Consider the following 24,849-nt stretch of genomic DNA (forward strand, 5'->3'; position numbering starts at 1 on the left):
GCGCCGGCGCTGCGGCGCCCGCTCCGTTCCGTGCTTCGCGGTCGGCCCTGGGCGGCGCTTCGGCGCGTCGCCACCAGGCCCCTGTCGATCCAATCCAGATCCGATGTCGAAAAAATACGCAGGCAAAATAATCCGGTCATAGCGCAAATCGGCAAACCGGCGGTGGCGACCGGGTTATCCCGCCCTCCACCGCCGGTTCGGCGTCATGCGCTCATGCCGTCACGGCCTCACGCGAACGGCACGGCCTCGAAGCCCGCCGCGAGCGCGTCGACGATCCGGTCGAGCTGCTCGCGCTGGATCACGAGCGGCGGCGACAGGATGATTTTCGTGCCGACCGGGCGCACCAGCACGCCGTGCTCGCGCGCCACTTCCGCGACCGCGTTCGCATAGCCGGACAGCGGGTCGATCGGCTCGCGGGTCTGCTTGTTCGCGACGAGGTCGAGCGCCAGCATCAGCCCCTTGCCGCGCACCTCGCCGACCGCCGCGAAGCGTTCGGGGAACGACTGCAGCGCTTCGAGCAGATACGCGCCCTGCTTCGCCGCGTTCGCCGGCAGGTCTTCCTTCACGACGATGTCGAGGCTCGCGATCGCGGCCGCGCACGCGACCGGGTGCCCGGCGTACGTGTAGCCGTGCATGATCGCGCCGCCGAAGTCCGCGTTCGCGGCGAACGCATCCTCGATCCGCGCGTTCACGGCCGTCGCGCCGAGCGGCACGTAGCCGGACGAGATTCCCTTCGCGAGACACATGATGTCCGGGCGCACGCCCCAGCCGCGGCTGCCGAACATGCTGCCGCTGCGGCCGAAGCCCGTCACGACTTCGTCGGCGATCAGCAGCACGCCGTAGCGGTCACACACCTCCCGCACGAGCGGCCAGTAGTTGGCCGGCGGCACGATCACGCCGCCCGCGCCCTGTACCGGCTCCGCGATGAACGCGGCGACCGTGTCGGGGCTCTGGAACTGGATCTCGCGCTCCAGCATTTCCGCGCAGATCCGGCCGAGCTCCTCCGGATCCTGCGTGAACGGATTACGGTACAGCCACGGCGTCTCGACGTGGAAGCAGCCGGGCAGGTTCGGTTCGTAGTTGCGGCGGAACACCGTGTTGCCGTTCACCGACGCGCCGCCGAAGTGCGTGCCGTGATAGCCCTGTTTCAGCGAGATGAACTTCGTGCGGTCGGCCTGGCCGCGCACCTTCCAGTATTGGCGCGCGATTTTCAGCGCGGTCTCGATCGAGTCGGAGCCGCCCGAGCTGTACAACACGCGGCGCATCCCTTCCGGCTCCAGCATGTCGATCAGCTTCTTCGACAGTTCTTCCGCGCGCGGATGCGAGATGCCGTCGAACAGCTGGAAGTATTCGAGTTCGTCGAGCTGGCGCACGATCGCGTCCTTCACTTCCTGGCGATTGTGCCCGACGTTCACGTTCCACAGGCCCGCGACGCCGTCGACCAGCTGCTTGCCGGTTTCGTCGAACACGTAGCAGCCGTCGCCGCGCACGATGCGGATCGGCTTGCGCTGTTTCATTTCGTTCGGATGCAGCATCGGGTGCCAGAACTTCGCTTCGTTGTAGCTCATTGCAGTCTCCACTTTCGGATCGTTCGAACCTCGGCCGTGGACGGACGAGGTTCGAGGTTGTCGGGATGTTCGGAACGGGCGCCGCGCGTCAGTGCGCGATGCACACGGATTTGGTTTCTGTGAAGCCTTCGATCGCGTACTGGCCGAACTCGCGGCCGATGCCCGACTGCTTGTAGCCGCCGAACGGCATCGACGGGTCGAGCGGAATGTGACAGTTCACCCATACGGTGCCGGCCTCGATCTGCGGCACGAGATTCATCACGCGCTTCAGGTCGTTGCTCCAGATGCTCGCGGCGAGGCCGTACGGCGACGCGTTCGCGAGACGCACGGCGTCGGCCGCATCGTCGAACGGCACGACGACGATCACCGGACCGAACACCTCGTCGCGCACGATCGCGCTGTCGGGATGCGGATCGGCGATCACGGCCGGCTTCACGTAGTAGCCGGGCAGGTCGTCGGCCGGCGTGCCGCCCGCCAGGAACGTGAGGCCCGCGCGGCGCGCGCCCTCGATGTGCTGGACGACCGTGTCGCGGTGGTGCGCGGAGACGAGCGGGTTGATCTGCGCGGTCATGTCGAGGCCCGCGCCGAGCTTCATCGACTGCGCGACGCCCGCAAGGCCGTCCGCGAGCTGCGCGAACTTGCTGCGATGCACGTAGATGCGCGACGCGGCCGCGCACACCTGCCCCTGGTTGAAGAACGCGCCGGCCGCGACGCCGTCGAGCGCCTGCGCGACGTCGACGTCGTCGAGCATCACGATCGGGTTCTTGCCGCCGAGTTCGAGCGAGAAGCGCGTCATGTTCTGCACGGCCGCCGCGCCGACCCGCTTGCCGGTCGCGGTCGAACCCGTGAACGAGATCTTCGCGATCGACGGGTGGCTCGCCAGCGCGGCGCCGCACGTGCGCCCGCCGGTGACGACGTTGAACACGCCGGGCGGCACGCCGGCATCGAGGGCGAGTTCGGCGAGGCGCAGCGCGGTGAGCGGCGTTTCCGGCGACGGCTTCAACACGATCGTGCAGCCGGCCGCGAGCGCCGGAATCAGCTTCCACACGGCGATCATCAGCGGAAAATTCCACGGCACGATCGCGGCGACCACGCCGACCGGCTCCTTGCGCGTATAGGCCGTATAGCGCGCGCCGGGCGGGAACGGGATCGACACGTCGAGCGTCTGACCGGTGATCTTGGTCGCCCAGCCGGCCATGTAGCGCACGTATTCGACGCTCGCGCCGACTTCGATCGCGCGCGACACGTGGATCGACTTGCCCTGGTTCAGCGTTTCGAGCTGCGCGAGCGTTTCGGCGTCGGCTTCGATCAGGTCGGCGAGCTTCAGCAGGATGCGCTCGCGGTCGGCCGGGCGCAGCCCGCTCCACACGCGCGTGTCGAATGCGTGTTTCGCGCTGGCGACGGCGCGGTCGACGTCGTGCGCGTCCGCATCCGCGACCGTCGCGAGCCGCTCGCCGGTCGCCGGGTCGTACACGTCGAGCCGCGCGGCCGCGTGCGCGGGCTGCATGGCGCCGTCGATGAAAAGGCCGAAATCGCGTGCGACGAAGGTGCGCACGGTGTCGCTGACCGCGACGAAGTTCGTGGTGCTCATGGGCGTCTCGATGATTGTCATGGCTGGGCCGCGTGCGCGCCGGCATGCGGGTGTCGAACCACTGTATCGACGAGGGATCGCGCCCGGTGAGCGCAAATTGGCAAGCGTGCGGGGGATCGACACGCGCGCGAGGCGGGTGCGAAAAAACTACAGGAACAACGTGCCGACCAGCTCGGTGCGGTTCGACACGCCGAGCTTGCGGTACATCCGCATCAGATGCGTCTTGACGGTCGGCTGGCCGAGCGCGAGATCGCGCGCGATCTCCTTGTTCGAGCGGCCGTCGCGTACGAGGCGGGCGATCTGCTCCTCGCGATGGGTCAGCCGCTCCTCGCAACCGATCCGGTGAATCCCGCGCCGCGCGCGCAGCAGCGGGCACAGCGCGGCTTCGGCAACGGGCTGCAACCGTGCCAGCGCGTCGATCTCGCCCGGCGCGAACCGGCCCGCCGTGCTGTTGCCCGCGCAACCGCCCGCATCGCCCTTCCCGAAGCGCAGCAGCGAAAACGCGCCGATCGTCCGGCCCGCGTCGTCGCGCAGCCAGATCTCGACGACGTCGGCAACATCGTGCCGCCGCAGGAAACGGGTCCAGTATGCGGACGCATCGCGCCTTTCGTCAGGCAATTGGGAAGCGAGCGTCACGACCGCATGGGCGCCTGCCGCGCAGCGCGACGGATGCAGCGGATCGAGCATCCGGTAGCGCGCGATGTAGGTGCGATGCATCGACTCGGGCATGCCGAACAGCTCGAAATCGGCCGGCTCGCCGCTCAGGTCGAGCCGGTAGAACACGATCGCGGACGGGCTCGCGAACGCGTCGAACGCGTCGACGCACGCGCGCAGCGCGCGCTGCCAGTCGGCGGCTTCGTGATCGGCGGGAACGGGTGAGGTCGGCATGATGGGAGCGGCCGGCGGCCGAACGCGTCGAAGTTCGGGCAGCCTACCGGCGCCGAAATGGGCCGGTGAGCACAAATCGGCAATTCGTCTGCGGGTGGTGGATGGGGATCGGGAATGGACGTCGAAGACGGTGCGGAACATCGCGCGCGCCGATCGAGCGCGATCGGAACGATCGACGAAGTTTCCGGAGCGGCCGCGCGTGCGGCCTCGAAACGAAGGCGCGGCGACATGCGCGCCCCGCCCCGTCGGTCAATATCAGTGCGCGTTCGCGGCGAACGTGTCGCAGGCGCTCACTTCGCCCGACTCCATCCCGCGCCGCAGCCAGTACACGCGCTGCTCGCTGGTGCCGTGCGTGAAGCTCTCCGGCACGACGTAGCCCTGGCCTTGCTGCTGCAGCCGATCGTCGCCGATCGCGGCGGCCGCCTTCAGCCCCTGCTCGAAATCGCCGGGCTCCATCAGCCGCTGGTTCGCGCGCTGCGCGTTGTTTGCCCACACGCCGGCGAAGCAGTCGGCCTGCAGTTCCATCCGCACCGACAGCGCGTTCGAGCGCGCTTCGCTCGAACGGCGGCGCGCGGCGTCGACCTTGTCGGAAATGCCGAGCAGGTTCTGCACATGATGGCCGACTTCGTGCGCGATCACGTAGGCCTGCGCGAAATCGCCGCCCGCGCCGAACCGCTTGCGCAGTTCGTCGTAGAAGCCGAGATCGATGTACACGTTGCGGTCGCCCGGACAGTAGAACGGCCCCATCGCGGTCTGGCCGGTGCCGCACGCGGTCGGCGTCGAGTTCGTGAACATCACGAGCTTCGGCGCTTGGTACTGCGCGTGCAATTGGGTGTTGAACACGCCCGTCCACGTGCGCTCGATATTGCCGAGCACCCTGCGCGTGAACACCGCGCCGGGATCGTTCGCCGGCGCGCCCTGGTGCTGCGTCGGCGCGGGTTGCGCCTGCTGCTGCCGGCCCTGCAGCGCCGACGCGCCTTCGAGCACGACGCGCGGGTCGATCCCGAAAAAATACGATGCGGCCAGCGCGACCACGATCGTGCCGATGCCGATCGTCGCGCGCCCGCCGCCGAACCCGCCGCCGCGTCGATCCTCGACGTTCATGCTTTCTCTTTCGTCGTCCAGCCTCATTGCCGGCCCCTCCCTGTTCTTGTCGATGGTCCGGCCGCGCGATGCGCGACCGGGCGATCAGCCATCGCGCCCTGCGCCATCGGCAGACGCGGTGTATCCATATCGGTCGTACGCGCGCGCCGATCTCGCCGCCTGCCGCTCCGCTTGCACGACGGAACGGCGGCCGTCGCGCTCCGCACCGATGCGCGGGCGCGCCCGCGCCATTTTGCCGGGCTTTTGCGACGCATCGCAAAAATACGGAGGATAGAGCGATTCGGCGCCGAACATCGTCAGCCTTTGCAAAATGACCGCGATCCGGCCGGTCGGCCCGGTGCGCGTTCATCCTTTCGGCGGATACCGGCGTGCGTCGGCGCCGCCTAAAGTGACCGGAAACGACACCTTCCGGAGAACGCCATGACGCACCCGCAACCCCGCACGATCGCCATCACCGGCGCCGGCACCGGCATCGGCGCCGCGTGCGCGCGCCGCTTCGCCGCCCGCGGCGATCACGTCGTGCTGATCGGGCGGCGTCGGGCGCCGCTCGACGCGCTCGCCGCCGAGACGGGCGGCCTCGCGCTCGCCGGCGACGCCGCGAGCACGACCGACTGGGCCCGTTTCCTGCCGGAGATCGCCGCGCGGTTCGGCCCCGTCGATGCGCTCGTCGCCTGCGCGGGCGGCCACGGTCTCGGCCGCGCGGACGAAACCGACGACGCGCAATGGCGCGACGCGCTGCATGCGAATCTCGACACCGCGTTCGTCAGCGCACGCGCATGCCTGCCCGACCTGATCGCGCGGCGCGGCAGCATCGTGCTGGTCGCGTCGATCGCCGCGCTGGCGGCCGGGCCCGGCGTATGCGGCTATACGGTCGGCAAGCATGCGCTGCTCGGGCTCGCGCGTTCGCTCGCACGCGACTACGGGCCGCACGGTGTGCGCGCGAATGCGGTGTGCCCGGGCTGGGTCCGCACGCCGATGGCCGATGCGGAGATGGCGCCGCTGATGTCCGCTCACGGCGACACGCTCGACGGCGCCTATGCGCGCGTCAGTGCCGACGTGCCGCTGCGGCGCGCGGCCGATCCGGACGAAATCGCGGCCGTGTGCGCGTTCCTGGCGTCGCCCGACGCGTCGTTCGTGACCGGCGCGACGCTCGTCGCGGACGGCGGCGCAACGGTCGTCGACGTGCCGACGCTCGCGTTCGACACGCTTTGATGCATGGGGGTACGCCGCCCGCACGACGCATCTTCGCTGCACGGAGACGCATTGCCCGCGTGCGCATCGTAAGGGGCGGTCGCCCGCCGGTACGCGACCGCCCGTCCCCTCGCCCGGCGCATGCACCACGCCGCGTGCGTTTCCCGCCCCGGAAATCCGCTAACATCGACCGGTCCCGCCGCCCCCGCGCGGCACTGCCTCACCGATCGGCATTCGATGAACATCCGGTTTCTTGAAACCTTCGTCTGGCTTGCGAAGCTGGAGAACTTCCGGCTCACGGCCGAGAAACTGCACACGACGCAGGCGGCCGTGTCGAGCCGCATCGCCTCGCTGGAAGAAGCGTTCGACGTGCGGCTGTTCGACCGCAACACGCGCTCGGCCACGCTCACGCCCGCGGGGCGGCGCATGCTCGCGTACGCGGAACGCATCGTGCGGCTCGACAGCGAGATGCGCCGCGACATCGACGCGGCGAGCGACGCGGGGCTGATCCGGATCGGCGTGATCGAGTCGATCGTCCACAGCTGGTTTCCGGCACTGATGGCGCAATTGCGCGAGCGCTATCCGCGCCTCGACGTCGAGATCACGAGCGACACGACACTGCACCTGATCCGCCTGCTGAGCACCGACGGCGTCGACCTGATCCTGCAGACCGACCCGGTGCCGGGCCCCGACTTCACGAACCTGCCGCTGTGCGAATTCCCGGTGCGCTGGGCGGCGAGCCCGCGTCTCGGGCTCGGCGGCGAACGGCTCGACGTTGCGCGGCTTGCCGCGTACCCGATCATCAGCTTCTCGCGCCACTCGGGCCCCCACGCGACGATCGAGCGGCTGTTCGCGGCCGTCGAGCGGCCGGCCAGCATCAACTGCATCACGTCGGTCGCCGCGATGATCCGGCTCGTCGCCGACGGCTTCGGCGTGGCCGCGCTGCCGCCCGCGATCATCGGGCGCGAACTGCAGGAAGGCACGCTCGAACTGCTCGACGTCGAACCCGAATTCCCCGCGCTGCCGCTCGTCGCGTCGTATCGCACGCAGGGCCTGCCGGTCGCCGCGCGCATCGCGGAACTGGCGAGCGAAGTCGCGCGCGCAATGCCGGCGGTTTCCAGTCATGCGAAGCCCGCCGCGTCTGCAAAGGCCGAGACCGAAGCCGAAACCGACATCGTCGACAAGTCCCCAGCCCGCCCGGCGAAAAAAACCCGACCCGCGTCGGCAAGACGCACGCCGCAATCCGCATCGCCCGCGACCCCGGCGAAACGCCGCCCGCGCCGCTCATAAGAAAACCTGTTCACCACGAATTTGTTTTCTTGTTGGACGGGTGCGGCCCGTCTTCGGGACACTGCGGTTCCTGACACACCCCGTCACAAGGAACCCGCCATGTCCCGCCTTTCCCTTCCGCACGGCCAGCTCTGCGTCTGGACGGACATCGATCCCGCGCACGAAGCCGATTTCAACGCGTGGTACGACCGCGAGCACATGCAGGAGCGTGTCGCGATTCCCGGCTTCACGCATGCGCGGCGGTTCCGCGCGACCGACGGCGGCCCGCGCAAGTACCTCGCGCTGTACGTGACGGACACGCTCGACGTATTCCGCGGCGACGCGTACCGGCGCGCGTTCACGCAGCAGACCGCGTGGTCGCTCGCGAACTTCGAACGGATGACGGGCACGCAGCGGCGGGTCGGCGACCTGACGATCGAGGCCGGCGACGGCGAAGGCATGCATCTCGCGCTGTTCGTGCTGCCGCCGGAGCGCGTCGACGTGCCGCACCTGCGCGAGCGCTTCGGCGCGGCGCTGCACGAACCGGGCATCCACGCGGCCCGGCTGTTCCGCACCGCGCCGGACCTGTCCGCGCCGATCGGCGCCGACGCGGCCGCGCGTCCGGCCGCCGACGCGCTCGTGCTGATCGAGGGCAGCGATGCCGCGACCACGCGCCGTGTCGCCGCCGCCATTGCCGGTCACGACGACGTACGCACCTTCGACCTGCTGTGGCGCGCCGCCGCGCCGCGGCCGGCTGCCGGTCGCGACGCCGAAGCCAAACCGGCCGCCGCCGCGCTGCCGGCCTGAACGCCGACGCCGCCACCGGCCGTGCCGGCCGCGCCGTCCGTGATCCGCACGCGGCCGGCGCATCGGTCCCCGTGCGTCACCCCCGTCCTCCTTCACGACACGCCCGACACCATGAGCACTCTCGCCCAGCCCGCCGCCCACACGCCCCGCCGCGTCCGCAACAGCCGACTCGCGACCGCGAGCATGATCGGCACGTCGCTCGAGTGGTACGACTTCACGATCTACAACACGCTCGCCGCGCTCGTCTTCAACCACCTGTTCTTTCCGTCGGTCGATCCGCTGGCCGGCACGATCCTCGCGTTCTCGACCTATGCGGTCGGCTACGTGTCGCGTCCGCTCGGCGGCTTCGTGTTCGGCAACCTCGGCGACCGCATCGGCCGCCGCGCGGTGCTGATGCTCACGCTCGTGCTGATGGGTGTCACGACCGCGCTGATGGGCGCGCTGCCGACCTATGCGCAGGCCGGCATCCTGAGCCCGATTTTGCTCGTCGCGCTGCGCTTCGTGCAGGGCGTCGCGCTCGGCGGAGAATGGGCCGGCGCGGTGCTGCTGTCGGTCGAGCATGGCGACCAGAAACGGCGTGGACTGTCCGCGTCGTGGACGCAGATCGGCCCGTCGTTCGGCACGCTGCTCGGCACCGGCTGCATCGCGCTCGTGACGCTCTCCATCACGTCCGACGCCTTCCTGTCGTGGGGCTGGCGCGTGCCGTTCGCGGCCAGCGCGCTGCTCGTCGTATTCGGTTTCTGGCTGCGGCGCGGCGTCGACGAAACGCCGCAGTTCGAGCAGCTCGCCGAATCGCACGCGACCGCCGACGTGCCTGTCGCCGAAGTGCTGAAGTGTCACTGGCGGCGCCTGCTGATCGCCGGCGGCTCGCGGATCGGCTCCGACGTGCTGTACGCGCTGCTCGTCGTGTTCACGCTGACCTACGTGACGACCGTGCTGCACCTGTCGCGCCCGGTCGCGCTGACGGCCGTGATGATCGGCACGGCCTGCAACGCGCTCGCGGTGCCGTTCTTCGGCGCGCTGTCGGACCGCTTCGGACGCCGTCCGGTATACCTCGCCGGCGCGATCGCCGGGATCGTGTGGGCGTTCGCGTTCTTCACGATGCTCGATTCGGCGCGGCCGGGCGCGATCGTCGCGGCGGTTGCGATCGGCCTCGTGATCCATGCGGTGATGTACGGCCCGCAAGGCGCGTTCGTCACCGAACAGTTCCCGACCCGTGTGCGTTATGCGGGCTCGTCGCTGGCCTACACGCTCGCCGGCATCGCCGGCGGCGGCTTCGCACCGCTCGTGATCGCCACGCTGTTCCGCCAGACGGGTACGACGACGGCCGTGTCGCTGTACGTCACCGCGGCGCTCGTCGTCACGTCGATCGCGCTGCTGGCCGCGCGCGAGACCGCGCACCGGCCGCTCGCGGATTGAGCTTCCCTGCCGATCGTTTCATTCATTCGCACTTCAAACGGATACCCGCATGCAAGCCCTGTCGTTCAACGTGATGTCCCCGCAAGGCGCTTCGGCCCAGATCGACGTCGAGATCGAACGTGTCGTGATCGCCGGCTGGGCCGGCCGCGATCCGGCAGCGATCCGCGCGCACATCGACGAACTCGCGGCGCTCGGCGTCGCGCCGCCGTCGACCACGCCGTGCTTCTATCGCGTGTCGTCCGCGCTGCTCACGCAGGCGCCGTCGATCGGCGTGCTCGGCGCACGCTCGGGCGGCGAGATCGAGTGCGTGCTGATCGACAGCCCGGTCGGCACGCTGGTAACGGTCGGCTCCGATCATACGGATCGGGAAGTCGAGGCCTACGGTGTCGCGGTGTCGAAACAGGTGTGCGCGAAACCGCTCGGCCGCGAGGCGTGGCGTCATGCGGACGTCGCCGATCATTGGGACGCGATCGAGATGCGTTCGTGGTGGATCAAACCCGGCGGCGGCCGCATCGCGTATCAGCACGGCGCGCTCAGCGGGCTGCTTGCGCCCGCCGCGCTGTGGCACCGCTTCGACGACCGGCGCACGATGCCCGCGCGCTGCGCGATGTTCGGCGGCACGGTCGCCGTGCACGGCGCCATCGCGGCGATGGGCGACGGTGACGCGTTCGAGATGGAACTCCACGATCCGGTGCTCGGGCGCAGCCTGCGGCACCGGTACGAGGTCGAGGTATTGCCGGTTGTCGCGTAAGGGACGGTGGCGGGTGCGCAGGCAATAAAGAATCTGACCGGCACGCGGGTCCGTCACCCGCCTTCAGCGCCCGCCGTCATCGCAAGCAGCCCAGCCCCGCGAGCGCCGTCTCCACCGCGGTATCGAGCGGCGTCACCGGCTCGCGGCCCAGCACCGCCGTCACCCGCGCGTTGTCCATCCGGAGCGGCTCGCGCCACAGATAGCGCATTTCGAGCATCTCGCGCATCGTCGTGACGAACGGCGCCGCGGCCCAGACGAGCCACCACGGGAAGCGCCGCACCGTCGGCCGCATCCCGTGCCGCTGCGCGACGCGGCGCACGGCCTGCGCCATCTGCGTGCCGTCCGCGTCCCAATACCCGCCGAAATGGAAGCGCGCGAACGGCTCCAGCGTGTCGCGTCGCTCGAGCAGCTCGACCATCGTGCGCGCGACGTCCGGCAGGTACGCCCATTGATGGCCGACGCCCGGGCGGCCCGGCACGCTGATGGCCGCGACGGGCCGCCCGGCCTTGACGAGCCCCTGCCCGAACCAGTTGTTGCCCGCATGCGCCCCGAAGAAATCGCCGGCCCGCACGATGATCGTCCGGACGCCCTGCGCGGTCGCCGCCTGCAGCCGCCGCTCCATCTCGACGCGGATCGCGCCCTTGCGCGTCACCGGATGCTGCGGCGCGTCTTCGCGCAACTCGGGAAACGCGTCGGGGCCGTAGTTGTAGATCGTCCCCGGCAACACGACGGTCGCCTGCGCCACCGTCGCCGCCGCGATCGTGTTGTCGAGCATCGGCAACACCTGCGTCGACCAGTTCCGGTAGCCAGGCGGGTTCACCGCATGCACGATCACGCTGCAGCCGCGCGCCGCGCGGACCACCGCCTCGCGGTCGAGCGCGTCGCCACGCATCCATGCGATCCCGTCGCGCTCCACCGTCCCGGCGTCGAGCCCGCGCTTGAGCGCGCGCACCTGCCAGCCGGCATCGCGCAACTGACGCGCGACCTCGCCGCCGATGCCTCCGCTCGCGCCGAGCACGAGTGCCTGTCGTTGCGTTCCGCCTGCGTTCGCCGTCATGGCCGTTCTCCGTGAATGAACCGTTGTCTGCACGCATTCTGGCGCGGAGCCGCCTAACAAGGAATTGCCGAACCCAATCGATCAGCTATACATTTATGTATGACCATCGATCTGAACTGGGAACGCTACCGCACCTTCCTCGCCGTGCTGACGGAAGGCTCGCTGTCGGGCGCAGCGCGCGCGCTCGGCATCACACAGCCAACGGCCGGCCGTCACGTCGCGGCGCTCGAGGCCGCGTTCGGCCAGACGCTGTTTACGCGCTCGCCGTCGGGGCTGCTGCCGACCGAGGCGGCGCTCGCGCTGCGCGGCCATGCCGAGGCGTTGCGCAGCGCGGCGGCCGCGTTCGAGCGCGCGGCCGCGAGTCACGGCGCGGGCGTGCGCGGCACCGTGCGGATCTCGGCCAGCGACGTGATCGCGGTCGAGGTGCTGCCGCCGATGCTTGCGCAGTTGCGGCGCGACCATCCGGGGCTCGTCATCGAACTGGTGCCGACCGACCGCATCCAGGACGTACTGAAACGCGAGGCCGACATCGCGGTGCGGATGGCGCCGCCCGCGCAGGAAGCGCTCGTCGCGCGGCGCATCGGCGAGATCGACGTCGCGCTGCATGCCCGCGACGACTACCTGGCGCGCAACGGGACGCCGTCGTCGACGGACGAACTCGCGCATCACGCGCTGATCGGTTTCGATACGGTGACGCCGTTCATCCGTTCGGCGGGACGCGGGATGCCGCTGTGGAAGCGCGATGCGTTCGCGCTGCGCACCGACAGCAATCTCGCGCAGCTCGCGATGATTCGCGCCGGCTACGGGATCGGCTTCTGCCAGAACCGGCTCGCGCAGCGCGATGCGCGGCTCGTGCGCGTGCTGCCGGACGGGCCCGCGATGAAACTGGAAACCTGGGTGGTCATGCACGAGGATCTGCGCGCGAGCCCGCGTTGCCGGGCCGTGTTCGATGCGTTGGCGAACGGGCTGCGCGCATATGCCGAAGGGACGGCCGACTAGGCCGTTCCAGCCCGCCGCGCCCGCGCATCGCCGCGACGCGCTATTCGTAGATCTTGCCTGCGAACAGGATGTCGGCCATGCGCCGCCACGGGTTGTCGGGCAGGTCGTAGCAGCGCAGCCCGTCCTCGGACGCCTCGGCCCAGTCGACCATCGCCTCCAGGTACTCGCCGATCGAGCGGTTTTCCCAGCCGAGCGCGGCGGCCGCGAACGGCGACGGCGGCACGTCGGCGTCGAGCTGGCGCTCCTTTTGCCAGTCGTGGCCGAGCACGCGCAGGAAGTGGATCAGCGAGCGCTCGTCGACCACCCGCTCCAGCGCGTGCTGCAGCCGCGCGGCCATCTCGCTTTTCAGTTCGTCGTTCATGCGTCTCGCCCCCTGCTACGCAACGTTCGGAAAGCTTCCACCTCGCACCAACCGGGATACGTTTCCTCGACGATGAAGAAATCGTCGAAATGGACCCGCCCGAGCCGCTCGAGCGACGATCCCGAAATCTCCCGATATTTTCATCGGTAACGCCCCCGTTGAATACGCGCCTCTGCCCCGACGCGCATGCCTGCGTCACATCAGCAACTGCCGCGACAGCACCTCGCGCGCCTGCGTGACCGTCTCGCGTTCGCCCGGCATCGGCGGCGTCAGCGAGAACACGGCGTCGGGCAGCGCCGGCAGCCGGTATTTCGCGCCGAGCCGCACGAGCCCCTCTCCGATCGCCGATGCGCACAGGCAGCCGACGCCGAGCCCCGCCGCCAGCATCGACTGCAGCCCCGCGACACCCGACGCGCTGTGCACGAGCACATACGGCGCGTGCTGCTCGTCGAGCGAGCGCACGGCGATCTGATGCATCATGCAGTCGTCCGGCAGCAGCACGAGCGGCAACGGCTCGGGCAACTGCTCGGCGAGCGCGGGCGACGCGACCCACGACAGCGGCTCGCGCCGCAGCACCCAGCGCGTATCGGCCGACGCGGGCCGGAACGGGCCGCTCGACAGGTTCATCACGACGCCCAGATCGATCTGTCCGCGCGCATGCGCGGCCTCGATCTCCGCGCTCTTCATCGCGCTCACGTGCAGGCTCAGTTGCGGGTAGCACTCCCGCAACCGCGCGAGCAGGCCCGCGACTTCATGCGTCCGGTAGTAATCGGTGATCGCGACGCGCAACTCGCCCTTGATCGCCTGCCCGCGTACTTCGTCGAACGCGGCCTCGTTCAGCGCGACGATGCGGCGCGCATGCTGCAGCAAACGTGCGCCAGCCGGCGTCGGCTCCACGCCGCGCTTGCTGCGCACGAACAGCGGCACGCCGGCGCGCGATTCGAGCTTGCGCACCTGCTCGCTCACCGTCGACTGTGACAGATGCAGCAACGGCGCGGCCGCCGTAAGGCTGCCCGCATCCGCCACCGCCGCGAAAGTGCGCAACTGATCCAGATCGAAACCGCGCATCGCCCTCTCCATCTATCGAATAACCCGATGGATGCTACCACCAATTCCCGCTTTTCCGATTCATCGTTAATCCGCAGAATGTCGGTTCAACGGGTTTCGACCTACGGTGCGGCCCTCATTCTTCCGGACTTTCGTTCATGACCGACAACACCCTCGCCCCTTGCGCGCCGGCCGGCACGGCCGCCGCGGCGCCGCCGCGCAGCCATCACGGCTGGGCGCTCGTGGTCCTGCTGGTCGGCGCCATTCTGCCGCCGCTCGACTACTTCATCGTGAATCTCGCGCTGCCGGCGATCCGCGACGGCATCGGCGCACGACCGTCCGAGCTGCAGCTCGTCGTGTCGGCCTACGCGTGCGCGAACGCGGTCGTGCAGATCACCGGTGGGCGTCTGGGCGACCTGTACGGCCGCAAGCGGATGTTCATGATCGGGATGGCCGGCTTCGTCGTCGCATCGACGCTGTGCGGGCTCGCCGGCAGCGGCGCGGTGCTGGTCGGCGGCCGCGTGCTGCAGGGCCTGTTCGCCGCGATCCTCGCGCCGCAGGTGCTCGCGACGATCCGCAGCGTGTTCAGCCCGCAGGAGCAGGTGCGCGTGATGGGTTTCTACGGTTTCGTGTTCGGCCTCGCGGCCGTGATCGGCCAGCTGGGCGGCGGCGCATTGATCAGCCTGCATCCGTTCGGGCTCGGCTGGCGCGCGATCTTTCTGGTCAACGTGCCGATCGGCATCTTCGCGCTGCTCGGCAGCTGGCGCTTCATCCCGGAAAGCCGGCCGCCGCGCGGCCAGGGTATCGACGTGCCCGGCACGGTGCTGCTGTCGCTGTCCCTGCTGATGCTCGTCTATCCGCTCACGCACGGACGCGAGGCAGGCTGGCCGCTGTGGATGATCGCGTGCGTCGCCGGGGCGCTGCCGATGCTCGGCGCGCTGCTGGCGGTCGAAGCGCGCCGGCTCGCCGGCGGCCGCGATGCGCTGCTCGACGTGCGCCTGCTGCGCAATCCGGTCGTCGCGCTCGGGCTCACGCTCGCGTTCCTGTTCTACATGCTGAGCGCGTTCTTCCTGAGCTACGGGATCTATCTGCAGGGTTGCTTCGACTGGTCGCCGCTCGCGTCGGGGCTGGCGATCCTGCCGCTCGGCATCGGCTTCCTCGCGAGCCCGCTGCTGATGCCGCGCCTCGTCGACCGGTTCGGCGGCCATCGCGTGCTCACGCTCGGCTTCGCGATACTCGCGGCCGGCGTCGCGACCGCCGCCGCACTGGCCGGCGACCACGCGCCCGGCCCGGGCTTTTACGCGGGCATCGCGGCGATCGGCGTCGGGCAAGGCCTCGTGCTGCCGTCGGTCGTGCGAATCGTGCTCGCGGAAGTCGACGCGGCGCGCGCCGGGGTCGCATCGGGCATGGTCAGCACGATGCTGCAGATCGGCGCGGCCGTCGGGGCGGCGACACTCGGCGGGCTGTTCTTCGCGCGGCTCGGCGCGCAGCCGGGCGCGCTCGACTACGTGCAGGGGTTCAGGACGGCGATGTGGGCGCTGACGGTCGTGCTGCTCGTGTGCGTCGCGTTGTCGGCCGCGCTGGGGCCGATGCATCGCCGGGTGCGGGCCGGCACGTGACGACGCGGGTCGGACGACACATCGCCGGCAGCGAATCGGGGCATGCGCGATCGCTTGCCGGCATTAAGCTCACTTGTGATGTTTGCGTTGCGCGTGCCGCGCTTCCCATTCGGCCAGCTCGACGCGATAGCGCGCCAGCGCTTCGTCGTACAGGTCGAAAACGCACGGCGAGCAGCCGCTGTTGCAGCAGTCTTCCAGTTCGGGTTGTTCGGGCGGGGTGGGACGCGGATCGTCGGCGAGCGTATCCGCGGAGGCAGGCTTGGTCACGGCTTCAGTCACATGATGTCGAACGTCCAGTATACGGTGATGGTCCGCCGCATGCAGGCATGCCGGCCGTATGCAGCCGCGCCACCTGCCGATCGAAATCGCGACGATGGCGCAACCGCCGCGTGCGCGATTTCGCATGCCCTGACGTCATACTCGAGTGCGACCGTCCGCCATCCGCTACGCCACGCGACCGCTCACGGGAATCGATGCGCCGGTGATCGCCTGCGCATCAGTCGACAGCAGGAACCCGATCGTCGCGGCGATCTGTTCGGGCCGGACCCAGCGCGTGAAATCCGCGTCGGGCATGTCCGCGCGGTTCGGCGGAGTGTCGATGATGCTCGGCAACAGCGCATTCACGGTCACGCCGCGATCGAGCAGTTCCGCCGCCAGCGCCTCGGTGAGTCGCGCGACGCCCGCCTTCGCGGCCGCATACGCGCCCATTCCCGCGCCTGCCTTGAACGCCGCGCCCGCGCCGATGTTGACGATGCGGCCCGCCGGGCTCGCCACCAGATACGGTAGCGCGGCCTTCGACGCATTCAGCGCCGTCTTCACGTTCAATTCGTACATGCGGTCCCACGTGGCCGCGTCGCCGTCGGCGATCGTCTGCCACACGAACGCGCCTGCAATGTTCAGCAGCGCGTCGACCCGGCCGAATTCGCGATTCACGGTGTCGAGCGCGCGCGCAGCCGCCTGCGGATCGACGAGATCGATGCCGCCGAGGCGCAGCGCATCGGCCGGCACGCCGGGCAACGCCTGCGCGTCCGGCGCCGTGCCACGGCCGATCAGCGCGACGCGCGCGCCGTGCCGGCCGAGCCAGGCGGCGGTTGCGACGCCGAGGTGGCCGAATCCGCCGGTGATCGCGACTGCCTTGCCTTTCAGGTCGTGTTCCATCGATGTGCTCTCCTGAGTCGAAGGGGGTTGGATGATACGCGGTTCGGTGCGATGCCGGCCGCAGCACGGGCGTGCACGGCCGGCGTTTCGACAGCGTAGCGCCGTTCACGCCTCCATGCGCACGGCGACACAGGCGTCGCCGCCGACGAAGCCGATCTGTCGATCCGCCGCGGCCGTGCAGGTGCGCACCACGCGTGACGGCATGGCCGGGCATAATGCGCGATCACGGCGCGCCGCACGATGCGCGTTGCTCCGTGATCGCGCCGTTTGCGTACCGAACCCCGAACCTCAACCCGTCCATCCCATGCAAGTACTCGTCGTTGGCACCGGCAAGCTGGCAACCGAACTGCTCGGCTCACACCGGCTCGACCCGGCAACCTGTCGCGTGATGGCCTGGTCGGACCCCGCACGCGGCGACGCCCGTTCGATCGTCGTTCACGCCGGCTCCGGCCGCGAGCTGCCTGCCGCGATCGAATTCTGCCGCGCCACGGGGTCGCCGCTCGTCGAGCTGTCCACCGGCTCAGACCTCGAAACCGGATCGCACGACTTCCCCGTCGTGCTCTGTCCGAATACGAACATCCTGATGCTCAAGTTCATGAGCATGCTGGAAACCAGCGGCCACCTGTTTCGGGACTGCCATATCAGCGTGACGGAATCGCACCAGGCCAGCAAGACGTCCGTGCCCGGCACCGCGGTCGGCATCGGTCAGTCGCTCGGCGTTCCCGCGCAGGACATCCACTCCGTGCGGGACCCCGCCGAGCAGCGCGACGCATTGCAGATTCCCGACGACCAACTCGGCCGCCATGCGTTCCACCGGATCCGCATCGAGGACGGCGCATGCAGCCTGCAATTCGAATCCCGCGTATACGGCGCGTCGCCTTACGCGGATGGCGTGTCGCGGATCGTCGAGGCCGTCCGGCAGCACGAGCTCGAACCTCGCCGGTACTCGATCGTCGAGTTCATTCACAACGGTTGGCTGTAAGCACGACGATGCGCGCGACGCGCCGGCGACGCCCCCGCCGGCCCGCTCGACGGCCCTGATCGCACGATCGCGCACGCGCCCTCTTAACCGTCACCCAGCACGGCCCCGCTTTCCGGCAACGTCGCCCCGCCGTCGACGACGATCGTCTGCCCGGTGATGTACGCCGCATCGGCCGACGCGAGAAACAGCATCGCGTTCGCGATGTCCTCCGGCTCGCCCATCCGCGCGAGCGGAATGTCGCGCGCGATCTGCGCGGCGACCGACGCATCGCCGAGATTGCCGGCCGCCGGCGTGCGGATCATCCCCGGCTCGACGCCGTTGACCGTCACGTTGCGGCGCGCGAGTTCGAGCGCCGCCGCGCGAATGAAGCCGTTCACGCCCGCCTTCGACGCCGCGTAGTGCGCGAGCCCCGGATAGACGACGCGCGGCCCGGTCACCGACGACGTGACGAGCAGCCGCCCCGCCCCCGCACGCTCGAATGCCGGCAGCGCGGCCTGTGCAAGCCAGAACAGCGCCGACAGGTTGACCGACAGCGTGCGTTCGAGCATCGGCGCATCGATCTGCTCGAACGGAGTCAGCGGGAAGTACGCGGCATTGTGAACGACGACGTCGAGCCGGCCGCCGTCGCGCTCGACCGCCTCGACCAGCGCGACGAGTTCGTCGCGGCTCGCGGCGTCGACGCGATACGCACACGCAGCGCCGCCCGCGCCGGCAAGCGCGTCCGCCTGCGCGGCAGCGGCATCGCCGTTGAGATCGGCGAGCGCGACGAACGCACCGGATTGCGCGAAACGGCGCGCGATCGCCGCGCCGATCCCCTGCGCCGCGCCCGTGACGAGCACGACACGGCCACTGAAATCCGCACGCAGGCGGCCGCTGCCCGGCACGGCACTCATCGCTGCGCCTCGCCGGCGAGCGGATACACGGTTTCGTTCAGCACCTGCGCATGCGCGCCGATCGGGAAGTTCGACAGCGTGCCGAAATCGCCGCCCTGGTAGCCGAAGATCTTGCCGTCCGTCTTGCGTTGCGCGAGGTCGATCAGCACGACGCCGAGCGTCGGCACCACCTTCTCGCGCCATACGAACAGATACAGCTGCTCGGCGAGCCTGAAGTAATGGCAGCGGTCCACGTCGGCCAGCCCGCCTTCGACGCCCTGCAGACACTGCCAGGCGTAGAAGTTCTCGTTCAGGTAGATGTGCTCGTAGCATTCGGTCGGGCTGTAGCGATACATCGTGCGCTTGCCGATCAGTTCGCGCGTGGGCCCGTGCAGCGGGCCCGGCCGCGCATGGCCGCCGAGCGTGCCGTGCCTGAATGTCGCGTCGACGCCCGTCAGCGGCAGCCCGCGCGCGACGCGCGTGAACGCGTCGACCTGCGTATCGGCTTCGGTCGGCAGCGTGCCGATCACCGACGTCCACACGCCGTCGCCGACGTCGATCACGAGACTGACCGACGTCGCGCGTGCTGCCGGGTCGATGTAATCGACGAAGTACAGGTCGTCGCGCAGCCGCGTGACACGACACGGCGCACGGCCGCCCGTGTCGGTCACCGCGTCGCGCCATTGCAGCGCGCCCGCCTCGAACGTATAGACGCGCCATGCGCCCGATGCATCGCCGAGGGCCAGCGATCGCCCGACGAGCGCGTCCACGGGCGCGAGGACGTTCGCGTCCGGCGCGAAGCCGTCGGCGAGCGCGCCAACCTGAATGAATACCGGGTCCTGTCGTTCCACCTGCCGTCTCCCGCGCAGCTTCAGGCCCGGCGGGCCGTGTACGCTGCTCATGTGCACATCGTGCAGGCTGTGCGCGCCGCGCGGTATCGGCCAAAAGGATGAAGGGCGCGCGGCGTCGGAACGCGCTAAAGTGCACGTGATCCGCGCCGCTGCCGGCGCGAGGAGCGCCCATGCACCGTGTCACCCATTACCGACGCACCGATGAAGGCATCGAGGCGATCAGCCTCGAGTCCGACCGCACGTTTCCGCGGCACGCGCACGACGAATTCGGGGTCGGCGTGATCGTCAGCGGCGCGCACCGGTCCTGGAGCGGCCGCGGGCAGGTCGATGCGCTGGCCGGCGACGCGATCATGGTCAATCCCGGCGAGATGCACGACGGCATGCCGATCGAAACGGGCACGGGCCGGCGTTGGCGGATGCTGTACCTCGCGCCTGCACTGGTCGCGGGCGTCGCGGCGGAAGAAGGCCTCGGCGGTGTCGAGCTCGCGCACCCGGCCGTGCGTGACGCGCGGCTCGCGGCCGCGTTCGGCCGGCTGCATGCACGGCTCGTCGCAGGAGACACGCTGCCGCTCGCCCGCGACGAGGCGCTCGTCACGCTGGTCGCCGGGCTGCTTGCGCGGCACTCGAACCGCGCGCTGCCGCCCGCCGGCGTCGCACCGGCGATCCGCGTCGCCCGCGAGCGACTCGACGCGGCGCCCGCCGCACCCGTTTCGCTGGCGGAACTCGCCGGCCTGAGCGGCGTGAGCCGCTTCCAGCTGCTGCGCGGATTCGCACGCGAACTCGGCATCACGCCGCACGCGTATCTGATGCAGTCGCGCACGCGGCTCGCGCGCGCCCTGATCGCCAGCGGCCGGCCGATCGCGGATGCCGCGGCCGAAGCCGGTTTTGCCGACCAGAGCCACCTGACGCGCGCATTCGCACGCCAGTTCGGGATCACGCCGGGACGATTCACGCAGGCAGGCTGACGGGCCTCGCCTCGCGGCGTGGCCACCCGGTGCGCGGCGATGTCGATCTGCGCCGCCCGGCAGCAACGGCTCTGGATGGCGGCGCTACCGTTCAACCGAGATACCGGACAGGACACATCGCCGTTCCCGCTCACCCGCCCCGCTCGCCGACGCCGCTGCAATTTCGTTCAAGACACCCGCGCCGCCGCACGCGACGATGCGGCACATGAAGACACGACTGATCGGCTATCTCTATCTCGCCGCCGCAATGGCCGGCGTCGGCAGCACCGTCATCGCGAGCCGCCTCGCGGCCGGCGGCCTGCCGCCGTTCGCGGCCACCGCGCTGCGCTTCCTGATCGCAACCCCGCTGCTGTTCGCGCTGATGCGTGCACAGCGAATGCGATGGCCGCGGGTCTCCGCACGCGACGCCGTGCTGCTCGTCGTGCAGGCTGCGGCGGGCGGCGTCGGCTATACGGTGCTGCTGATCAGCGGCACGAAGCTGTCGTCGCCCGTCGATGCAGGCGTGATGCTCGGCACGCTGCCGGCGATGTCGACGCTGATCGCGGCGGTCGTGCTGCGCGAGCGGCAGACGCCGCGCGACTGGGGCGCGGCCGCGCTGGCCACCGCCGGCGTGCTGTTCGTCACGTTCGCGCCCGGCCAGGCCATGCCGTCGCTCCGGACGCTCGCCGGCGACGCACTGGTGCTGGCCGCCGTCGCTTGCGAAGCCGTGTTCATCCTGCTCAACCGGCGGCTGTCGGCGCCGTTGCCGCCGCTCGCGCTGTCGACGGCGATGTCGGGCCTCGGCTTCGTGCTCGCGCTGGTGCCGGCCGCGTTCGAATGGCACGCGCTGGCGAGTGGCTGGAACGTCAGCGCGGTGTCGGCGATCGCGTACTACGCGCTGGTGCCGACCGTGCTCGGCTATCTGTGCTGGTACGCGGGTTCGGCTCGCACGAGCGGCACCGAAGCCGCGCTGTTCACGGCGGTCGCGCCGGTCTCGGCCGTGCTGTTCGCGGTCGCGCTGTTCGGCGAGACGCTCGGCGGCACGCGATTGCTCGGCATCGCGCTCGTCGTCGCGGGGATGCTGGTGGGTGCGACGCGGCGGCGCGAGCCGCCGGCACGCATCGCGTCAGCCGGTTGTCTCGATGGCTAACCCGTTCGTCGATCGATGGCCGTCACCGCGCGCCATCGACGACGACTGTAGGAATGTGTCCGCACGCGGCAAAATCGTTGCGTACCGTCGCGCAAGATGCAATATTCGCGTGGCCGGGCCATTTGACCACCATCGAACAATAATTCGCATTGCCATGAACAAGAAGGAAGCCAAAACAAGAATCGCGGCGCTGCTGTCCGCGGGCGCGAGGAAAGCCGACGTGCTCGCCGAGCTCGCCGGACAGGGCCTCAAGGATCGCGTGCTCGCGCGCCTGATCGCGTCGCGCCCCGACCCCGAACTGTGCCGGAAGAACAAGGTGCATACCCGGATCCTGATCGCGCTCGGCATCGCGCAGTTGCTGATCAGCCTCGCACTCGCCTACCTGCTCCTGGCGGACGGGCTCAGCATCGGCGCCGCGGTGCTGTTCCTCGCGTTGACGGTGCCGCTGTCGCTGCTGTTCATCTGGGGCTTCGCGACTCATCGCGTCGGCGCGTATCACGCGTTCATCGTTCTGTCGCTGCTGCAAGTGCCGAGGACCATCGCCGATCTCGGCCGCGATCCGTCGGCCGCGCTGCCGACCCTCGGGGTGACGGTCATCTTGGTCGGCTACGTCTGGTTCGTCCGCAACCGGCTGTTCCCGGACTTCGGCTGGTTCACGCCGCGCAAGGTCGAGGGCCGTTACGCGTTCGTGGAAAACGCCTGACGCTGTCGACCGCGCGCCATGAAAAAGGCGCCGGGCCGTCCCGCGATCGCGGGACGGCCCGGCGCCTTCTGCATTCCGGAATCCGGTGGCTTACTTGGCCTTCTCGGCCGTATCGCTAATTGCCTGGCCACCCTTCGAAATGTCCTGCCCCATGCCTGCAACGGTATTGCAACCGGCGAGCGCGGCGGTCACCACCAGCAGCACTGCAGCAATCGTACGCGTCATTCTCATTCTCCTTCGAGTCAACATGCCCGACCGGGCGAATCGTATGCGGCGTCGATGCCCTGCGGCGCGCAGGACACGGGGCCTGACCTGATTATACGGAGACGGCCGCCGCGCGCCAGTGTTCGCCGGGCCGGGCGTAACCCAAGCCACACGGGCCGTCGCGCAGATTTTCCTTGACTTCGGCGGGCCTCGAACTAATATACGCACCGCGTATATTTCTCATCAGGTGCCGCCGATGACCGTTCCCCAACAAGCCTTCCTGCGCGACGCGATGCGCCGCCTCAACATGACCCGCGAAGCGTTCGCGAACCGCATCGGCGTAAGCCGTCGTGCGCTGGACACGTGGCTGTTGCCCGACGACTCGCAGGAATCGCGCGGCATGCCCGAGATCGTCGAGCGCTTCGTATCGGAAATCGTCGAACGCCCGGCACCGGATGGCGGCGACTATACGCAAAGCGTAGAAAAACAGGGGCTCGCGAAGCAATTCCTGTTCGAAGGCAAGCCGCAACTGATTTCCGTGGACCAGTTTTCACGGGATTCGGTCGAGGCGCTGTTCCGCGTCGCCGACGTGATGCAGCCGATCGCGCGCCGCCACAAGATCTCGCGCGTGCTCGAAGGCGCCGTGCTCGGCAACCTGTTCTTCGAGGCCAGCACGCGCACTCGCGTATCGTTCGGCGCGGCTTTCTGCCGGCTCGGCGGCTCGGTGTGCGACACGACCGGCTTCACGTTCTCGTCGATGGCCAAGGGCGAATCGATCTACGACACGAGCCGCGTGATGGCCGGCTACGTCGACGCGCTCGTGATCCGCCACCCGGAGAAAGGCTCGGTTGCGGAGTTCGCGCGTGCGACCAACCTGCCGGTGATCAACGGCGGCGACGGCCCGGGCGAGCACCCGAGCCAGGCGCTCCTCGATCTCTATACGATCCAGCGCGAGTTCTCGCGCCTCGGCAAGATCGTCGACGGCGCGCATATCGCGCTCGTCGGCGACCTGAAATACGGCCGCACCGTGCACTCGCTCGTCAAGCTGCTCGCGCTGTACCGCGGGCTCAAGTTCACGCTCGTGTCGCCGCCGACGCTCGAAATGCCCGCGTACATCATCGACCAGATCGCGACGAACGGCCACGTGATCGAGCAGACGAACGACCTCGCGGCTGGGCTGCGCGGCGCGGACGTCGTCTATGCGACGCGGATCCAGAAGGAGCGCTTCACCGACGAGTCGTTCGAAGGCTACACGCCGGATTTCCAGATCAACCAGGCGCTCGTCGACTCCGTCTGCAAACCCGACACGCTGATCATGCACCCGCTGCCGCGCGACAGCCGGCCCGGCGCGAACGACCTGTCGGTCGACTTGAACCGCGATCCGCGCCTCGCGATCTTCCGGCAGACCGACAACGGCATTCCGGTGCGGATGGCGATCTTCGCGGTGCTGCTCGGCGTCGAGAATCTGGTTCAACATTCGATGCGCGACGCCACGTGGCGCCCGCCGGCGTACCTCGGGCCGGAGGATGCGGTGTTTCACGGGATCGATTGACCCGCAGACGTCATACACACGACGCGCCGTCTTGCACGGCGCGTTTTTCATTTTCGATGCGGACGACGCGGGAGCGGCCGGCCCCGCGTCAGCCGACCCACGGATCGATCACGCGCAGGCCCGCCGCTTCGAACGGCGCAACGTCGCGCGTGGCCACGATCAAGCCGTTCGCTGCGGCTGTCGCGGCGATAAAGCCATCTGCCGATGCCAGCGCGTTGCCCGTCGCACGAGCCTTCGCACGAAGGCCCGCATACGCTTTGCTGGCTGCATCGTCGAACGGCAGGACCCGGCCGCGAAACAGCGGCACGATGCGCTGCTCGATGCTTTGGTGCAGCCAGTCTCGCCTCCGCCCTTCCGGCAATGCCGCCACGCCGAATCGCATTTCCGCGAGACTGATTGCGGCAAGAAACAGCGTCTCGACGTTCTGCGCGTCGAGCCATTCGATCACGGCCAAGCTCGGCTCGCGTCGCAACGGCTCGGAAATGACGTTGGTATCGACCAGGATCATTCGAAGCTCATCGGGTCGGTGGGCGATCCGTCACGCCGAACCTCGAAATCGATACCGCCGGCCTCCCGCCCGATTTCAGCCAGCAGCGTTCCCAGCTTGGGCCGCCCGTCTGGCCGGACGGCCTGCTCCAGAATGTCGCGCACCTCGGCTTCGGTACTGCGGCCATGTTGCGCTGCGCGGACCCGAAGTGCGCGATGCACCTCGTCGGGCAAATTTCGAACCGTGATCACGGGCATGATGCGCCTCACTGAGAT

26 protein-coding genes are annotated in these 24,849 nt (G+C 69.3%); 12 read left to right on the forward strand and 14 right to left on the reverse strand.

What is annotated here, in order from left to right; all coding sequences use genetic code 11:
• Positions 1 to 227 precede the first annotated feature (227 nt).
• The 4 genes from WS45_RS06925 to ypfJ all read right to left on the reverse strand — a co-directional run bounded on the left by WS45_RS06925 (position 228) and on the right by ypfJ (position 5,178).
• On the reverse strand, positions 228 to 1,568 hold the full coding sequence (locus tag WS45_RS06925; protein ID WP_059599170.1) for an aspartate aminotransferase family protein: 1,341 nt from the start codon (positions 1,566 to 1,568) through the stop codon (positions 228 to 230).
• 88 nt (positions 1,569 to 1,656) lie between these two features.
• Entirely contained in the window at positions 1,657 to 3,159 is a 1,503-nt protein-coding gene (locus tag WS45_RS06930) for an aldehyde dehydrogenase family protein (protein ID WP_059699260.1), read from the reverse strand.
• A 147-nt stretch (positions 3,160 to 3,306) separates the two neighbouring features.
• A complete protein-coding gene (locus WS45_RS06935; RefSeq protein ID WP_059699024.1) occupies positions 3,307 to 4,047 on the reverse strand; it encodes a helix-turn-helix transcriptional regulator in 741 nt (246 codons plus the stop codon).
• Positions 4,048 to 4,302: 255 nt separating this feature from the next.
• Positions 4,303 to 5,178, reverse strand: a complete 876-nt coding sequence (ypfJ, locus tag WS45_RS06940) for a KPN_02809 family neutral zinc metallopeptidase (RefSeq protein ID WP_059699027.1) — start codon at positions 5,176 to 5,178, stop codon at positions 4,303 to 4,305.
• A gap of 393 nt (positions 5,179 to 5,571) precedes the next feature.
• Between ypfJ and WS45_RS06950 the strand changes: the two genes are divergently transcribed.
• The 5 genes from WS45_RS06950 (at position 5,572) to WS45_RS06970 (ending at position 10,588) form a co-directional block, all read left to right on the forward strand.
• Positions 5,572 to 6,363, forward strand: coding sequence for an SDR family NAD(P)-dependent oxidoreductase (locus tag WS45_RS06950; protein WP_059699030.1), 792 nt, complete (start codon positions 5,572 to 5,574; stop codon positions 6,361 to 6,363).
• Between the two features lie 216 nt (positions 6,364 to 6,579).
• Entirely contained in the window at positions 6,580 to 7,632 is a 1,053-nt protein-coding gene (locus WS45_RS06955) for a LysR family transcriptional regulator (protein WP_059699032.1), read from the forward strand.
• Between the two features lie 99 nt (positions 7,633 to 7,731).
• On the forward strand, positions 7,732 to 8,418 hold the full coding sequence (locus WS45_RS06960; RefSeq protein WP_059526624.1) for a DUF4286 family protein: 687 nt from the start codon (positions 7,732 to 7,734) through the stop codon (positions 8,416 to 8,418).
• A gap of 111 nt (positions 8,419 to 8,529) precedes the next feature.
• Positions 8,530 to 9,837, forward strand: coding sequence for an MFS transporter (locus WS45_RS06965; protein ID WP_059699034.1), 1,308 nt, complete (start codon positions 8,530 to 8,532; stop codon positions 9,835 to 9,837).
• Positions 9,838 to 9,886: 49 nt separating this feature from the next.
• Entirely contained in the window at positions 9,887 to 10,588 is a 702-nt protein-coding gene (locus WS45_RS06970; RefSeq protein ID WP_059699036.1) for a DUF2848 domain-containing protein, read from the forward strand.
• A gap of 76 nt (positions 10,589 to 10,664) precedes the next feature.
• Here WS45_RS06970 and WS45_RS06975 read toward each other — a convergent pair whose 3' ends face one another.
• Positions 10,665 to 11,645 carry an NAD-dependent epimerase/dehydratase family protein gene (locus WS45_RS06975; protein WP_059699038.1) on the reverse strand — a complete coding sequence of 327 codons (981 nt, stop codon included), beginning with the start codon at positions 11,643 to 11,645 and terminating at the stop codon, positions 10,665 to 10,667.
• 99 nt (positions 11,646 to 11,744) lie between these two features.
• Here WS45_RS06975 and WS45_RS06980 point away from each other — a divergent pair, with 99 nt between their 5' ends.
• Positions 11,745 to 12,644: a LysR family transcriptional regulator gene (locus tag WS45_RS06980; RefSeq protein ID WP_059699040.1), complete on the forward strand. Its 900-nt coding sequence runs from the start codon at positions 11,745 to 11,747 to the stop codon at positions 12,642 to 12,644.
• A gap of 40 nt (positions 12,645 to 12,684) precedes the next feature.
• On the opposite strand, the gene WS45_RS06985 is transcribed toward WS45_RS06980, so the two are convergent.
• Positions 12,685 to 13,005 carry a DUF7660 family protein gene (locus WS45_RS06985; protein WP_059692167.1) on the reverse strand — a complete coding sequence of 107 codons (321 nt, stop codon included), beginning with the start codon at positions 13,003 to 13,005 and terminating at the stop codon, positions 12,685 to 12,687.
• A gap of 195 nt (positions 13,006 to 13,200) precedes the next feature.
• Entirely contained in the window at positions 13,201 to 14,073 is an 873-nt protein-coding gene (locus tag WS45_RS06990; RefSeq protein ID WP_059509127.1) for a LysR family transcriptional regulator, read from the reverse strand.
• A gap of 137 nt (positions 14,074 to 14,210) precedes the next feature.
• On the opposite strand from WS45_RS06990, the gene WS45_RS06995 reads away from it, so the two are divergent.
• Complete coding sequence (locus WS45_RS06995; protein WP_059699043.1) at positions 14,211 to 15,671, forward strand: MFS transporter; 1,461 nt, start codon at positions 14,211 to 14,213, stop codon at positions 15,669 to 15,671.
• Positions 15,672 to 15,740: 69 nt separating this feature from the next.
• Here WS45_RS06995 and WS45_RS07000 read toward each other — a convergent pair whose 3' ends face one another.
• Positions 15,741 to 15,938, reverse strand: a complete 198-nt coding sequence (locus WS45_RS07000; protein ID WP_059468460.1) for an oxidoreductase-like domain-containing protein — start codon at positions 15,936 to 15,938, stop codon at positions 15,741 to 15,743.
• 177 nt (positions 15,939 to 16,115) lie between these two features.
• Positions 16,116 to 16,829 carry an SDR family NAD(P)-dependent oxidoreductase gene (locus WS45_RS07005; protein ID WP_059699044.1) on the reverse strand — a complete coding sequence of 238 codons (714 nt, stop codon included), beginning with the start codon at positions 16,827 to 16,829 and terminating at the stop codon, positions 16,116 to 16,118.
• Between the two features lie 304 nt (positions 16,830 to 17,133).
• Here WS45_RS07005 and WS45_RS07010 point away from each other — a divergent pair, with 304 nt between their 5' ends.
• Positions 17,134 to 17,811 (forward strand): dihydrodipicolinate reductase C-terminal domain-containing protein, encoded by a 678-nt coding sequence (locus WS45_RS07010; protein WP_059699046.1) that lies wholly within the window; start codon positions 17,134 to 17,136, stop codon positions 17,809 to 17,811.
• 83 nt (positions 17,812 to 17,894) lie between these two features.
• On the opposite strand, the gene WS45_RS07015 is transcribed toward WS45_RS07010, so the two are convergent.
• Positions 17,895 to 18,704, reverse strand: a complete 810-nt coding sequence (locus WS45_RS07015) for an SDR family oxidoreductase (RefSeq protein WP_059699048.1) — start codon at positions 18,702 to 18,704, stop codon at positions 17,895 to 17,897.
• Positions 18,701 to 19,534, reverse strand: coding sequence for a molybdenum cofactor biosynthesis F family protein (locus WS45_RS07020; RefSeq protein ID WP_059699262.1), 834 nt, complete (start codon positions 19,532 to 19,534; stop codon positions 18,701 to 18,703). Before WS45_RS07020 ends, WS45_RS07015 begins: the two co-directional genes overlap by 4 nt.
• 170 nt (positions 19,535 to 19,704) lie before the next feature.
• Between WS45_RS07020 and WS45_RS07025 the strand changes: the two genes are divergently transcribed.
• From WS45_RS07025 to WS45_RS07035, 3 genes are all read left to right on the forward strand, one after another.
• Positions 19,705 to 20,499, forward strand: a complete 795-nt coding sequence (locus WS45_RS07025) for an AraC family transcriptional regulator (protein ID WP_059526657.1) — start codon at positions 19,705 to 19,707, stop codon at positions 20,497 to 20,499.
• Between the two features lie 205 nt (positions 20,500 to 20,704).
• Complete coding sequence (locus tag WS45_RS07030; protein WP_059699264.1) at positions 20,705 to 21,628, forward strand: DMT family transporter; 924 nt, start codon at positions 20,705 to 20,707, stop codon at positions 21,626 to 21,628.
• A gap of 154 nt (positions 21,629 to 21,782) precedes the next feature.
• Positions 21,783 to 22,331, forward strand: a complete 549-nt coding sequence (locus tag WS45_RS07035; RefSeq protein WP_059699050.1) for a hypothetical protein — start codon at positions 21,783 to 21,785, stop codon at positions 22,329 to 22,331.
• Positions 22,332 to 22,421: 90 nt separating this feature from the next.
• On the opposite strand, the gene WS45_RS07040 is transcribed toward WS45_RS07035, so the two are convergent.
• Entirely contained in the window at positions 22,422 to 22,556 is a 135-nt protein-coding gene (locus WS45_RS07040; protein ID WP_059449563.1) for an entericidin A/B family lipoprotein, read from the reverse strand.
• Between the two features lie 235 nt (positions 22,557 to 22,791).
• Here WS45_RS07040 and WS45_RS07045 point away from each other — a divergent pair, with 235 nt between their 5' ends.
• Positions 22,792 to 24,087 (forward strand): aspartate carbamoyltransferase, encoded by a 1,296-nt coding sequence (locus WS45_RS07045; RefSeq protein ID WP_059526663.1) that lies wholly within the window; start codon positions 22,792 to 22,794, stop codon positions 24,085 to 24,087.
• Positions 24,088 to 24,175: 88 nt separating this feature from the next.
• Here WS45_RS07045 and WS45_RS07050 read toward each other — a convergent pair whose 3' ends face one another.
• Positions 24,176 to 24,595: a type II toxin-antitoxin system VapC family toxin gene (locus tag WS45_RS07050; protein WP_059526665.1), complete on the reverse strand. Its 420-nt coding sequence runs from the start codon at positions 24,593 to 24,595 to the stop codon at positions 24,176 to 24,178.
• A complete protein-coding gene (locus WS45_RS07055; RefSeq protein ID WP_059527196.1) occupies positions 24,592 to 24,831 on the reverse strand; it encodes a FitA-like ribbon-helix-helix domain-containing protein in 240 nt (79 codons plus the stop codon). Before WS45_RS07055 ends, WS45_RS07050 begins: the two co-directional genes overlap by 4 nt.
• Between the last annotated feature and the right edge of the window lie 18 nt (positions 24,832 to 24,849).

Origin of the sequence: Burkholderia sp. RF2-non_BP3 (assembly GCF_001522185.1) — a bacterium.
Lineage (GTDB): Bacteria > Pseudomonadota > Gammaproteobacteria > Burkholderiales > Burkholderiaceae > Burkholderia > Burkholderia diffusa.